Source organism: Bacillus sp. MSP13 (genome assembly GCF_000815295.1).
In the GTDB taxonomy this organism is placed as follows: domain Bacteria; phylum Bacillota; class Bacilli; order Bacillales; family Bacillaceae; genus Bacillus; species Bacillus vallismortis.
The window spans coordinates 175,736-189,683 of record NZ_JXAQ01000005.1; the positions used below are offsets into that span (position 1 = coordinate 175,736).

The following is a 13,948-nucleotide window of genomic DNA, read 5'->3' on the forward strand; positions in this document are numbered from 1 at the left end:
TTCAACCTCCGTTTTGCGTTTTTTGTCTATCAATTTCCGCCAAGAAGATACTTGGAAATAATCAGTCTTTGAATCTCGTTTGTCCCTTCATAGATTTGCGTCACCTTTGCATCACGAAGCAGCCGCTCGACCGGGTAATCCTTCATATAACCGTATCCCCCGTAAATTTGCACGGCGTCTAACGCCGCCTTCACCGCGGTATCCGAAGCAAACTGTTTAGCCATAGACGCTTCTTTTCCGCAGGCCAAGCCGCGGTGATGAAGATCTGCCGCGTTGTAGACAAGATGCCTTGCCGCCTCAGCCCTTGTCGCCATGTCAGCCAGCTTAAATGATATGCCTTGATTGGCGGCGATCGGCCTTCCAAATTGCATTCTCTGTTTCGCGTAACTAATCGCATGCTCAAGAGCCGCCTCTGCAATCCCAAGCGCCTGTGCCGCAATGCCGATCCGGCCGACATTTAAATTTGCCATGGCAATGTGAAAGCCATCCCCCTCTTTCCCAAGCAAATTTTCTTCCGGCACTTCCGCATGATCAAACATCAGTTCCGTAGTATTCGATCCATAGAGCCCAAGCTTTCTTTCTTTTTTTCCAACAGTAAAACCGGGTGTGTTTTTTTCAACGATAAAAGCTGAAATCCCGTGCCTGCCTTGATCTGGATCTGTTAATGCAAAAGTGATATAGATATCGGCGGCTCCGCCGTTCGTAATGAAGATTTTCGATCCATTTAATAGGTATTTGCCGTTCTTTTTGTTGGCTGTCGTGCGGAGGCTTCCGGCATCCGACCCTGAGTGAGGCTCCGTCAGTGCAAATGCGCCCAAATGGTCTCCTGAAGCGAGCTTCGGTATATATTTCATCTTCTGTTCTTCGTTGCCGAAGGACAGAATCGGATTTGTGCCGACCGAGGTATGCACGGAAAGAATGACACCGACAGCCGCACTGATTTTAGAAATCTCATGAATCGCCAAAATATAAGAAATAACATCCGCCCCAGCGCCGCCGTATCGTTCAGGCACCGGTATGCCCATCAGGCCGTGTTCACCCATTTTTTTGATCAGCTGAAACGGAAATTCGTCTGTTTCCTCCATGATTTTCGCAGCGGGCGCAATTTCTTTGCGGGCAAAATCACGCACCATTTTTCGCATCATGACCTGCTCTTGCGTTTCATGCAACTCGGCCACCCCCGGATGAAATGAGCTTTAGGAACTCTCCTCATATTGATAAAAGCCGCGTCCGCTCTTTTTGCCAAGCCAGCCCGCTTTGACATATTTGCGGAGCAGCGGACAAGGACGGTATTTGGAATCACCAAGGCCGGAATGAAGAACTTCCATAATTGATAAACACGTATCAAGCCCGATAAAATCCGCTAATGCAAGCGGGCCCATCGGATGATTCATGCCTAGCTTCATCACCTCGTCTATCGCCTCCGGCTTCGCCACCCCCTCATACACGCAATAAATGGCTTCATTAATCATTGGAAGAAGCACGCGGTTGGATACAAAACCCGGAAAATCATTGACTTCTACCGGTGTTTTCCCCATCTTTTCTGCTAATCCCATCACTTCTGAGGCGGTTTCTGCCGACGTAGCCAATCCGCGAATCACTTCAACCAGCTTCATCACAGGGACGGGATTCATAAAATGCATGCCAATGACTCGTTCAGGCCGGTTTGTCACAGCAGCGATTTCTGTAATAGGCAAGGAAGATGTATTGCTGGCCAAAATCGTATGAGGCGGGCATATGTGATCAAGTCTCTTAAACAGCTCAGTTTTCGCGGCCATGTTTTCAGCGATAGCCTCAATGACAATGTCCGTATGTTTTGCCTCTTCAAGCGTTCGAGAGAGCGAAATGCGGCTGAAAACATCCTTCACTTCCGCTTCGGTCTTTCTCCCTTTCTCAGCATCTCGGGCCAGCTGTTTCTTCAACCGCTTCAATCCTGCCTCCGCAGCCTCCGGGTTCACATCGTATATCCGCACATAAAAGCCTGCGTCGGCAGCTGTTTGAGCGATCCCGCTTCCCATCTGTCCCGCACCGGCCACCATGATATGTTTCATCTCCATTTAAATCCCCTTTTTCGTCATTGTTTTAATGAACCTGCACTAATACGGCGTCTCCCTGAGCGGCACCGCTGCAAATGGCGGCAACTCCCAGCCCCCCTCCCCGGCGCTTTAATTCATAAACAAGCGTCATGAGAATTCTCGCACCGCTTGCGCCGATCGGGTGGCCGAACGCGATCGCACCGCCGTTCACATTGACTTTTTCAAGATCGAAACCGACGATTTTTTCACATGTCAAAACAACAGAAGCAAACGCTTCATTTACTTCAAACAAGTCAATATCTTGAACGGTTAAACCGTTCTTTTTCAGGAGCTTATTGATTGCAAACCCGGGTGCTGCGGCTAGCTCATGCGCTTGCATTCCCATTGTCGAAAAACCAAGAATAGTAGCCAGCGGCCGGGCGCCAAGCTCTGCAGCTTTGTCCTCAGACATCAGCACAAACGCGCCTGCTCCGTCATTGACCCCGGGCGCATTGCCGGCTGTGATGGAACCGTCATTTGTATAAATCGGAGAAAGTGCCGCAAGCTGATCCAGGCTCGTGTCACGGCGAATCGCTTCATCTTGGTCAACAACGCCTGTTTTTCCTTTTCTGTTGGTCCAGCTGACGGGAACGATTTCATCATGGAACTTTCCTTTATCAGCTGCCTTAGCTGCCCGCGCATGACTTCTTAACGCCCATTCATCCTGCTCCTCTCGTGAGATTCTATATTCCTTGGCAGCTGTATTTCCGTGAACAGCCATGTGCACCTTGTCAAACGCGCATGTTAACCCGTCATAAACCATTAAGTCCCTAAGCTCGCCATCACCCATCCGCGCTCCCCAGCGCCCGGCGGGAACGGCATACGGAATATTGCTCATGCTTTCCATTCCCCCAGCAACAAGAATATCCGTATCTTGCGCCCGAATCATTTGATCACCTAAGGTGACCGCGCGCAGTCCGGATGCGCAGACTTTATTTAGCGTTTCTGACGGCACACTCCAAGGCATTCCAGCCAGACGGGCAGCTTGGCGGGAAGGAATCTGCCCTGAGCCGGCTTGGACAACCATGCCCATCACAGTTCCTTCCACCTCATCTCCAGATACTCCAGCGCGATGTAACGCCTCCTTCATCACAATGCCCCCAAGCTCAGCTGCCTTTACTTCTTTTAATGCCCCGCCAAACTTGCCAAATGGTGTTCTTGCGGCACTTACAATGACTGTTTTCCTCATGGTTTCACCTCATTCAGAAGATAGACAGCGCTTACAATTTCTAGTTGTCTTCTATGAATGTATGCTTTGTAACGATCTTGAATGAATGAAAAAAAGAAGACTGCGCCAACAGCCTCCTTCTATAACAACTATTTATCTTTTAGCAATGCCAAAGCCTTTGCAGGAAAATCGGTGAAAATGCCGTCTGCCCCCGCATCAAAGAGACGCTTCATATCTTCCGGCCGATTGACTGTATATGGCCTTACCTTGATCGAACTGTTCCTCATTTTCTTCACTACTTCATCCGCCGCCCCCGGGCTGTTCAGCTTCGGGTGATAGCCGGAAGCTGGTATCGATTTGATATAATGGTCAGCCTGATAAAGCACATCTGAAGTCAACACCGCCCGTTCAATATGGGGAGCGAGCCGGCCGCATAGCGCCAAGCTTTCATGATTAAATGTTGACAGGATCACTCTTTCCTCTAATTTGAATCGTTTCACTACCTCCAGCACTTTATCTTCCATTCCTTCATAGCGGATCACACTGTTTTTTAATTCAATATTGATGAGAAACTCCTTTTTTTCCGCATACTCGAGAACGTGTTCCAGCAGCGGCACTTTGACATCACTGTATGCTCGATCACGGCCGGCAGCCGCACTCGCAGTCTTTAGCACATCATACGCTGTATCCTTGACGAATCCTTTGAGCGATGTCGTCCGATCCAGTCTTTCATCATGGATCACAACAATACGCCCATCTTTTGTGAGCTGCACATCAAGCTCAATTCCATCCGCTCCGGCTTCCATTCCTTTTTCAAATGCAAGCATTGTATTTTCGGGAAATTGACCAGATGCCCCCCGATGGGCAAAAATTTTTGTCATCGTTCCACCTCAACCCTTAAAGTTTCCTGTTTTCTCCATTATACAGTTTGTAGCGCTACCACTCTAGGATGAAGGCCCATCTCATCAACCTCATCGAAAATGCTTCTGCGGCCTTTTGCCAATATTACGCGAAAAACAGCATGAGAATTCCATGTTTTTTAAAGAAAACAGTCGTGTCTATGAGGACGGTTCTATATATGAAGAACACATTAAACATGTGAAGAATGAGAGGAGCGAATCGTTTGACGGTGGAGTGGCGAGGCGTAATCTTCTTAAGTGATGTTCATTTTACAGACAGAAGTTGCAGCCATAAAAATTCACGCTCTTCCTTTGACCATAGCGATTTTGATGTCAATCTTCAAGAAGCTCGAAAAAAAGCGGCGAAAATATCAAGCTGTATTCAAGATATTCAGCCGGTAAAGCAGATCAATTGCATTAATTTTCACATATAGGCTAGAATATGTGCGAATCCAAACGAAAGAAGATGATCACATGAACCCTACGTATAAACCGCTGTTTGAACCATTTACGTTTAAAAGCGGCGTTACAATCGATAACCGGATCACAGTGGCACCAATGACGCATTACGCTTCTAATGAAGACGGTTCGATCTCTGAAGCAGAACTTGACTACATCACCCCACGCTCAAAAGAGATGGGAATGGTGATTACAGCCTGCGCCAACGTCACGCCGGACGGAAAAGCATTTCCCGGGCAGCCGGCCATCCATGACGACTCCAACATCTCTGGTTTGAAAAAATTAGCGCAAGCCATTCAGTCACAAGGCGCTAAAGCCGTTGTGCAAATTCACCACGGCGGCGTTGAATGCCCGTCTGAGCTCGTTCCGCAACAAGATGTTGTTGCGCCAAGTGACGTATTTGATAACGGTAAGCAAATGGCCCGCGCCTTAACAGAAGAAGAAACAGAAAACATTGTAAAGGCATTTGGAGAAGCGACAAGACGCGCTATTGAAGCCGGCTTTGACGGTGTCGAGATTCACGGCGCGAACGGCTACTTGATTCAGCAGTTTTATTCTCCGAAAACAAATCAGCGTACAGACCGCTGGGGAGGAAGCGATGAAAAACGGTTAGCCTTCCCGCTCGCTATTGTCGATGAAGTGAAAAAAGCTGCTGCAGAACATGCGAAGGGTGCGTTTTTAGTCGGCTACCGCCTGTCTCCGGAAGAACCTGAGACACCAGGATTAACAATGACAGAAACCTTCACGCTTGTTGATGCTTTAGCGGATAAAGAGTTGGATTACCTTCACATCTCACTGATGGACGTGAACTCAAAAGCGCGCCGCGGTGCAGATCCGACTCGCACACGCATGGAGTTATTGAATGAACGTGTCGGCAACAAAGTGCCGCTGATCGCCGTCGGTTCCATCCATTCCGCAGATGACGCGCTGGCCGTCATCGAGAACGGCATTCCGCTTGTCGCAATGGGACGAGAAATTTTAGTTGACCCTGACTGGACTGTGAAAGTAAAAGAAGGACGGGAAAAACAAATCGAAACCGTCATCAAAGGCACAGATAAAGAAAAATACCATTTGCCTGAACCGCTATGGCAAGCGATTGTGAACTCGTCTGGCTGGGTGCCTTATAAAGATTAATGTACAGAGACTGCCGAAACGATTTCGGCAGTCTTTTTCAACTTTAAATCAATAGTTTATGTAAACATCTAAACAGCAAGAGAAGAAGTTCGCCCGCCGCTTGGGAAGCAATTCTAGGAGTAGCCCGTCACGCTTTCTTGCTTTTTTCTGTTTCATTCGTTACGTCTCCTTTGTTCATGTATGCTTCCTTACTTACGATTTTACAGGTGAAAGGTTTCAATTTGATTCTGAATTTTCGGTTTTGATTCTCCAAGCAAAGAAAACACAAGAAATCATGGCTGTAAATGAGATAAAGTCGATCAAGGTGCCTAGTATGCGTGATTCTATAATGATGTTCGAAATGACGCAAAGCGCAAGAATAAATAGCGCCATCAACAAGCCATACTTTTCAAACACATGCATCACTCCTTGCGGAAAAAAATCCTTCCTATCATGACGATATTTCCCCAAAACAAAACGCCTCTTATTTATCAGCGCAAACCAATAAATAAAAGACGTTTGATTTAATCATCCGCTACTTTTCTCATGCCTAAGAAGCCTTATGCTCTAATCTCAGCTTATCCGCAACCATCGCAATGAACTCTGAATTTGTCGGCTTAGCTTTTGTCATGCTGACGGTATAGCCGAACAACGAGGAAATGGAATCAATGTTCCCTCTGCTCCATGCCACTTCAATCGCATGGCGGATCGCTCTTTCTACACGGCTTGCGGTTGTGTTGAATTTTTTGGCGATGTCCGGATAGAGAACTTTAGTAATGCTGCCGAGCAATTCAATGTCATTGTATACCATTGAGATGGCTTCGCGCAGATAGAGATAGCCCTTAATATGTGCTGGGACGCCGATTTCATGGATAATGCTTGTGATGCTCGCGTCGAGATTTTTCTTCTTTGGTTCTGGCTGGGCGCTGCGTATAATGCTGCTTTGTGATGATGGCGCGCGATGCGTCACGCTGCTTGCATTCCCGCTGACCTGGCGGATATGCCCGACAAGGTTTTCCATATCAAACGGTTTCAGAATAAAGTAGGACGCGCCTAAATCGACGGCCTTTTTCGTGACATCTTCCTGTCCAAAGGCTGTCAGCATAATGACATTCGGCTGTTTTTTCAGGTCTGATTCCCGCAGCCGCTCTAAAACCGCAAGTCCGTCCAAATGCGGCATAATAATATCCAATACGAGCACATCGGGATCTTTTTCTTTAAACAACGACAGGCATTCCTGTCCGTTATAAGCAACACCGATGACTTCCATGTCTTCCTGTCCTTCTATATATTCACTCAACAGGCTTACCAGCTCTCGATTATCGTCAGCAACACAAACTTTAATTTTCTCCACGTTTCTTCCTCCCCAAATGTAGTTAACCAGGATTCACCCTTGCTACATGTTTACATTCGACAAAACCGCTATATACCCTCTAAAAAAAATCATAATCACCAATATTAGTGGCATATCTTTGTTATTCTATGTTTTTCTCCGTTTTTCGACTAAAAATGAAATTTGACAAACAAGGAAACGTGAATTTGTCGAAAAATCTTCTTTTGTATATTTTACCTTATGTATTCTGAGAAGTGAAGAGGGGTCAAAACAAAAAAACTGCCGGAATTCCGGCAGTCAGCTTGCTTTTTCTTTTCCGTCAATATCGATTCCTGCTTCTGACAGCATCCATTCTATATGAACGCCATATCCGCTTGTCGGGTCATTTACAAACACATGGGTAACAGCGCCGATCACTTTTCCATTTTGGATGATCGGGCTTCCGCTCATCCCCTGGACGATGCCGCCAGTTTCTTTCAACAGCCTTGGATCGGTTATTTTTAAGACCATCCCTTTTGTCGCCGGGAATTTTTGCGGGGTTGTGCTGATGATTTCAATATCAAATTTTTCTACCTTGTCATTATTAATGACCGTTAAAATTTCAGCCGGCCCTTTTTTGACTTCAGTAGAAAACGCAACCGGCAGTGCTCGATCTGAAATGTTGTTTTGAATCGGCTGATGAAGTGTGCCGAATATCCCAAACGGGCTGTTTCTGTTAATATCCCCGATCGTTTTGCGTTCTGAGGAAAATCGCGCCAGTTTTTCGCCCGGATTTCCGCCTGTCCCTTTTTCAATTGATGTTACAGTTGATTTAACGATTTCTCCATTCTCCACGACAATCGGTTTCTTTGTGTCCATATCGGAAATCACGTGGCCAAGTGCTCCGTATTTTTTTGACTTTGGTTCATAAAAAGTCATTGTACCGATGCCAGCGGCAGAATCCCTGATATATAACCCAATTCTGTACTTGCCTTCTGCATCATCTTTTTCCGGAATGAGCTTTGTTTTGATTTTCTGTTTATCACGTTTAATGAGCAAATCTAACGATTCTCCGGTTTTTCCGGCATGCTGGATATATGGGGCTACATCATTCATTTTTTCAATTTTCTGTCCATTCATTTCAATAATGATATCGCCCGCTTCAATCCCGGCCGTTTCTCCCGGCGATTTTTTGCCTTCACTCGTGTTGATTTGATGAAAACCGACGACAAGAACACCGACGGAGTGAAGTTTAACACCGATCGATTGTCCGCCAGGTATAACTTTTAAATCAGGAAGAACTTGTACTTTTGTTTTTTTGATTGGAAATCCTGCAAGATCGTATACTAACTCTGATTCACCTGATTTTTTGCCTGTCACTTTGATTTCATGCGGGTCTTTCTTTACTGTAAACGCTTCTGAAGATTCTTGTGAATGAGCGTTTACCGATAAACCCGTTTCAATCGCTTGTGTTTGGGTTTCAAATACTCTCATTTGCGTTGGAATCAGTAAATACTCTTTTAGCGGTTTGCACAAACCTACACTTAATAACGAAACAAGGAGAATTAAACCTACTGCTTTTCTGATGTTATCGGGCATTTACTACTTCACTCTCCTCGCTCCTATCCCACACCTTCTTTATGACTTGCTGCTACATCATTTAATTTTGCCTTTTGACGGCTTATTTATAACTGTCATATAAAGAAAAACATTGGATATACTGATGAACGAATGGATGTGCTCGAAAAAAATAAGCTGCGCTTTTCGCGCAGCTTACCCGGTTGTTTTGACTTGATCCGCTTGTCTTAAAAGTTCTTTTGCATGGCGTTTCGTTACGTCTGTTACTTCGACGCCGGCAATCATGCGTCCGATTTCTGTTACCTTTTCCTGCTTAGACAGCGGCTTGACATGTGTTGTCGTTCTGCCATCTTTTAACTCCTTCGCAATATAAAGGTGCGTATCTGCCATGGCGGCCACCTGAGGCAAATGTGTTATGCACAGCACTTGCGAGCCTATTGATACTTTATGGATCTTCTCAGCGATTGCCTGTGCGACTCTGCCGCTTACTCCGGTATCAACCTCATCGAATATAATCGACGTCACATCCTGTTGGGAGGAAAAAATGCTTTTCATAGCAAGCATCACTCGTGACAGCTCTCCTCCAGAAGCGACTTTCGAAAGAGATTTGAGCGGTTCGCCTGTATTGGTTGAAATGAAAAACTTCACCAAATCAATCCCTTGTTCAGTCAGTTGGACAGGCTGTCCGTTAACAATTGGCGCCTCTTCATTTCGGGGCGCTGTTCTGACCTTAAATTCCGTATCAAAAGTTGTTTTTTCCATATAGAGGCTTTTTAATTCCCTGTGAATCTCATCAGCCAGCTTTTTCGCCCATTGTTTGCGGATTTTTGAAACATTTTCCGCTTCCACTGCGACATCTTTGCCGACTGAATCAAGCTCCTTCTTCACACTTTGTAGGTGGCTGTCTCTATTTTCTATTTGGTCAATCTCTTCTTCAATTTTAGAAGCGTATTCTAAAATATCCTCAACAGATACACCGTATTTTCGTTTCAGCTGTTTGATTTCATTAAGACGCGTCTCAATATCATTTAGGCGTTCCGGGTCATATTCAAGCTCATCCAGCATATTTCTCATCTGAAATGTAGCGTCCTCCAAAAGATAGTAGGAGTTCGACACATTTTCAGACAGCTTTTTCAGCGGTTCGTTAATATCGGATATATCTTCAAGCTGCGCTGAAGCCATTCCGACCCAATCCAGTCCGCCCTGCTCGCTGCGAAGCGCATTATATGCATTTTGCAGCGATTCATAGATCTTTTCAAAATTTGAAAATTGCTGGCGCTCTTCCTGGAGCTGTTCATCTTCATTAAGCTCGAGCTTGGCCGATTCAATTTCTTCAAGCTGAAATTGAATGAGATCAAGACGGTGGGCCATTTCCTGTTCGCTTTCAGAAAGCTGCTTTAGCTTACTAAGCAGCTTCATATATCGTTGATACCCTTCCTGATACGCTTGAAGCGCGCTTTCCGCTTCGGCTCCGGCAAACTTGTCCAACAGCTGGAGATGATTTTCGTCTTCCATTAACAGCTGATTATCGTGCTGCCCGTGAATATCTAATAAAAGCCTGCCGATCTCTCTCAGCGAGGCAATCGTAACAAGCTTGCCATTAATGCGGCAAACGCTTTTTCCGCTCGTGCTGATATCCCTCCTCATGATGATCATTTCGTCTGACACGTCAATTCCCTGCTCAGCGCATACTTCAAAAACAGGATGCCCGCTCTCCAATAGAAACAGCCCTTCAAGCTCGGCTTTTGCCTCTCCATATCTGACAAATTCAGATGAGCCGCGGCCTCCGACTAATAGAGAAATGGCATCTATGATGATGGACTTGCCGGCTCCGGTTTCTCCTGTTAAAACCGTGAGCCCTCGTTCAAAAGAAACCGTCAGTTCCTCAATAATGGCAAAGTTTTTAATGGATAGTTCAGCTAACAAACAGCATTACACCTCTTATCTTGTTAGATTTCTGTTACAGCAGCTCAAGCAGCCTGTTTTTTACGCCGTCTGTGTCTTCAGGAGTCCGGCAAATCATTAAAATCGTGTCATCTCCGCAAATGGTTCCCATTATTTCATCCCAGTCCAAATTATCCATCAGTGCCCCGATTGCCTGGGCGTTGCCGGGCATTGTTTTCAGCACGATCATATGGCTTGCTGAGTCTATTTTCACAAATGCGTCCATCAGCGCCCGCTTCAGCTTGGACAGTGGATTAAATCGCTGGTCTGCCGGAAGACTGTATTTGTAAGTGCCATTATTCGTAGGCACTTTTACAAGGTGCAGCTCTTTAATGTCGCGTGAAACCGTGGCTTGCGTCACTTTATATCCATCCTGCTTCAGCATGTCGACCAATTCGTCCTGCGTTTCGATTTCATTGCTTGTAATGATCTCTCTGATTTTAATATGCCTCTGGCCTTTGTTCATGTAAGCACCTCTATTTCCAGCTTATCTGTTCTTTTATGTTATATGATTCTCTACAAAATGTACATGAATGCAGAAAAAAGGAATAATAGCGCCCTATTATTCCGGTACATCTGCTTTTTTTCTTTTAACGTCTTATGCGCCTCTTCTACAATGCGATTGATCTCCTCTTCTGACAGCTCCTGTCCTTCCTGTCCCTCTCCCGGCCAATGCAAATGAAGGAGAAATTCAATGTTGCCGTCTCCTCCCGTGATCGGAGAAAATGACAGGCCTTTGCAGATATAGCCTTCTGCAGCAGAGAAACTGACCATACGCTTGAGAACATCAGCATGCACTTTAGGATCTCTGACAATCCCTTTTTTGCCGACGGATTCCCGTCCTGCTTCAAACTGCGGCTTAACAAGAGCCATGCAGTCACTGCCGGGCACAAGCAATGTTTTGAGGACAGGCAGGATGAGCCGCAGTGAAATAAAGGACACATCAATCGTGGCGAACTCGGGCATGCCCTTTGTAAAGTCTGCCGGTGTGGCGTAACGGAAGTTTGTCCGTTCCATCACGACAACCCGTTCATCCTGTCTAAGCTTCCACGCAAGCTGATTGTAGCCTACATCCACCGCGTATGACTGTTTAGCACCGTTTTGCAACGCGCAGTCCGTAAAACCGCCGGTGGAGGAGCCGATATCAATCATGATTTTATCCTTAACAGAGACGGGAAACTCCTTTAGCGCTTTTTCAAGCTTTAAGCCGCCTCTGCTCACATATTTCAGCGGATTTCCTTTGACGGTTAGCGGAAGATCGCGGTCAATTTTTTCTCCCGGCTTGTCCAAGCGGTTTTCGTTTGAATAGACGATCCCCGCCATAATGGCTCTCTTGGCTTTTTCCCGCGTATCCGCCAGCCCTCTTTCTACTAGTAAAACATCTAATCGTTCTTTCTTTGACGTCATGATCCAATTCCTTTGTGTGTCTTCGGCGGCATCAGTAATCGAATGCGGTTTGCCGCCTGCTGTTTTGTCAGTCCTATTTCTTCAAGAAGCGCAGTTACGCTGCCGTGTTCAATAAACCGATCCGGGATACCCATTCTGTCGATCGGTGTAAGAAATTCACCTTGATCATGAGCGAATTCTAAAATCGAGCTTCCGAAGCCGCCTTCTAAGACCGCTTCTTCAATCGTTAAAATCGGCAAGCCTTCGTTTAGGATATCCTTCATCATCTTTTCATCAATCGGCTTAATATAACGGGCATTCACAACGCGCACGGAAAGGCCTTCTTTTTGCAGCTCTTCAGCTGCTTCAAGCGCCATTTCGATTGTTGTTCCAAATGTTAAGATAACGGCATCGTTCCCCGGTCGCAGCACTTCCCACGTGCCGATCGGAATTGTTTTCAGCTGTTCATCCATTTTGACGCCGAGACCGTTTCCGCGCGGAAAACGCATCGCAATCGGGCCTTCGTCATAATTGAGTGCTGTATGAACCATATGCTGTCCTTCATTTTCATCTTTCGGCATCATTAAGACCATGTTTGGAATGTGGCGCATAAACGCAATATCAAACACACCTTGATGTGTCTCTCCGTCAGCACCCACCAGCCCTGCTCGGTCAATTCCGATAAACACATTGGCGTTTTGGCGGCATATGTCATGAACCACTTGGTCATACGCCCTTTGCAGGAAGGTTGAATAAATCGCTAAAAACGGCTTCATCCCCTGCATAGCCATAGCTGCCGCCATCGTTGCCGCATGCTGTTCGGCGATTCCTACGTCGAACATGCGATCAGGGAATTCGTTTGCAAAGCCTTCAAGCTTTGAGCCAACAGGCATAGCCGGCGTAATGGCGACAATGCGTCCGTCCTCTCGCGCCATTCGCTGTACAGTGCCGCTGACAAGACCGCTCCATGAAGGGGCTGCTGCTTTCGGTTTTACGAAGTCACCGGTATTGATTTTATATGGGCCGGTACCGTGCCATGTTCCGATTGTATCGGTCTCAGCCGGTTTGTACCCCTTCCCTTTTTTCGTGATGACATGCAGGAGAACAGGGCCTTTCGTTTTTTTCGCGTATTGAAGATTCTCAATCAACTCATGATAAGAATGTCCATCCACCGGGCCTAAATACGTAAAGCCAAGCTCTTCAAAAAACATGCCCGAGACGAGCATGTATTTCAGGCTGTCTTTTAATCGTTCCGCCGTGGCGGCAAGTTTGCCCCCAACTGCCGGAATCTTTTTAAACAAGTATTCAAGCTCATCTTTCACCCACTGGTATTTACCAGCAGTTCGCAGCCGCCCAAGCATAGAATGAATGGCGCCCACATTCGGGGCTATACTCATTTCATTATCATTTAGGATGACAATCATGTCTTTTTTCTCGTCGCCGATGTGGTTCAGCGCTTCAAGCGCCATTCCGCCGGTCAGTGCGCCGTCGCCAATGATCGGAATAATAAATTCATCCGTTCCTTTAATATCACGGGCAGCCGCCATTCCCATCGCCCCTGACAAGGAGGTTGAGCTGTGCCCGGTTTCCCAAACATCATGCTCGCTTTCACTCCGCTTTGGGAATCCGCAGAGCCCTTTGTACTGGCGAAGCGTGGCAAATTCTTTTCCGCGCCCCGTCAGCAGCTTGTGGACATACGACTGATGGCCAACGTCCCACAAAAATTTATCTTTCGGGCTGTTAAATTCTTTATGCAGTGCAACAGTAAGTTCTACGACACCTAAGTTTGGGCCGATGTGGCCGCCCGAAGCGGATAACGTTGTAATTAAAAATTGACGGATTTCCTCACTTAATTTTTCTAATTCATCAATGGACTTGTTTTTTAAAAATGACGGGTCCTGTATTGATAAAAGATCCAAAGCGGATCAACTCACTTTCAGCATGAATTTCTGCAATGATACATGTCTTCCTCATGCCGAGCCGGACAATGGCCAGTTCTCAAACATAAAAAAAG

10 protein-coding genes and 1 pseudogene are annotated in these 13,948 nt (G+C 46.2%); 1 reads left to right on the forward strand and 10 read right to left on the reverse strand.

Annotated features, from left to right (window positions below):
• Positions 1-29 precede the first annotated feature (29 nt).
• The 4 genes from SC79_RS06865 to SC79_RS06880 all read right to left on the reverse strand — a co-directional run bounded on the left by SC79_RS06865 (position 30) and on the right by SC79_RS06880 (position 4,124).
• Entirely contained in the window at positions 30-1,169 is a 1,140-nt protein-coding gene (locus tag SC79_RS06865; RefSeq protein WP_039074426.1) for an acyl-CoA dehydrogenase, read from the reverse strand.
• Between the two features lie 27 nt (positions 1,170-1,196).
• Positions 1,197-2,057, reverse strand: a complete 861-nt coding sequence (locus SC79_RS06870) for a 3-hydroxybutyryl-CoA dehydrogenase (RefSeq protein WP_039074427.1) — start codon at positions 2,055-2,057, stop codon at positions 1,197-1,199.
• Between the two features lie 25 nt (positions 2,058-2,082).
• Positions 2,083-3,264: an acetyl-CoA C-acetyltransferase gene (locus tag SC79_RS06875; RefSeq protein WP_039074428.1), complete on the reverse strand. Its 1,182-nt coding sequence runs from the start codon at positions 3,262-3,264 to the stop codon at positions 2,083-2,085.
• 128 nt (positions 3,265-3,392) lie between these two features.
• Positions 3,393-4,124, reverse strand: coding sequence for a glycerophosphodiester phosphodiesterase (locus tag SC79_RS06880; protein ID WP_039074429.1), 732 nt, complete (start codon positions 4,122-4,124; stop codon positions 3,393-3,395).
• A gap of 492 nt (positions 4,125-4,616) precedes the next feature.
• Here SC79_RS06880 and SC79_RS06890 point away from each other — a divergent pair, with 492 nt between their 5' ends.
• Positions 4,617-5,735, forward strand: a complete 1,119-nt coding sequence (locus SC79_RS06890; protein ID WP_039074431.1) for an NADH-dependent flavin oxidoreductase — start codon at positions 4,617-4,619, stop codon at positions 5,733-5,735.
• A gap of 529 nt (positions 5,736-6,264) precedes the next feature.
• Here the strand turns inward: SC79_RS06890 and spo0A are convergent.
• The 6 genes and pseudogenes from spo0A to dxs all read right to left on the reverse strand — a co-directional run bounded on the left by spo0A (position 6,265) and on the right by dxs (position 13,853).
• Entirely contained in the window at positions 6,265-7,068 is an 804-nt protein-coding gene (gene spo0A / locus SC79_RS06900; RefSeq protein ID WP_039074432.1) for a sporulation transcription factor Spo0A, read from the reverse strand.
• Between the two features lie 276 nt (positions 7,069-7,344).
• Positions 7,345-8,625, reverse strand: coding sequence for a SpoIVB peptidase (spoIVB, locus tag SC79_RS06905; RefSeq protein ID WP_010328296.1), 1,281 nt, complete (start codon positions 8,623-8,625; stop codon positions 7,345-7,347).
• Positions 8,626-8,799: 174 nt separating this feature from the next.
• A complete protein-coding gene (gene recN, locus SC79_RS06910) occupies positions 8,800-10,530 on the reverse strand; it encodes a DNA repair protein RecN (protein WP_039074433.1) in 1,731 nt (576 codons plus the stop codon).
• 34 nt (positions 10,531-10,564) lie between these two features.
• A complete protein-coding gene (gene argR, locus SC79_RS06915) occupies positions 10,565-11,014 on the reverse strand; it encodes an arginine repressor ArgR (protein ID WP_010328294.1) in 450 nt (149 codons plus the stop codon).
• Positions 11,015-11,110: 96 nt separating this feature from the next.
• A pseudogene (locus tag SC79_RS06920) lies at positions 11,111-11,955 on the reverse strand (TlyA family RNA methyltransferase).
• Positions 11,952-13,853: a 1-deoxy-D-xylulose-5-phosphate synthase gene (gene dxs, locus SC79_RS06925; protein ID WP_039074435.1), complete on the reverse strand. Its 1,902-nt coding sequence runs from the start codon at positions 13,851-13,853 to the stop codon at positions 11,952-11,954. The pseudogene SC79_RS06920 and the gene dxs overlap by 4 nt, the downstream one beginning before the upstream one ends.
• Positions 13,854-13,948: the final 95 nt, after the last annotated feature.

Bases quoted from the DNA above. Each gene is read 5' to 3' on its own strand.
- spoIVB (WP_010328296.1), bottom strand. From the start codon at position 8,625: ATGCCCGATAACATCAGAAAAGCAGTAGGTTTAATTCTCCTTGTTTCG.
- argR (WP_010328294.1), bottom strand. From the start codon at position 11,014: ATGAACAAAGGCCAGAGGCATATTAAAATCAGAGAGATCATTACAAGC.
- SC79_RS06870 (WP_039074427.1), bottom strand. From the start codon at position 2,057: ATGGAGATGAAACATATCATGGTGGCCGGTGCGGGACAGATGGGAAGC.
- SC79_RS06880 (WP_039074429.1), bottom strand. From the start codon at position 4,124: ATGACAAAAATTTTTGCCCATCGGGGGGCATCTGGTCAATTTCCCGAA.
- SC79_RS06890 (WP_039074431.1), top strand. From the start codon at position 4,617: ATGAACCCTACGTATAAACCGCTGTTTGAACCATTTACGTTTAAAAGC.
- SC79_RS06875 (WP_039074428.1), bottom strand. From the start codon at position 3,264: ATGAGGAAAACAGTCATTGTAAGTGCCGCAAGAACACCATTTGGCAAG.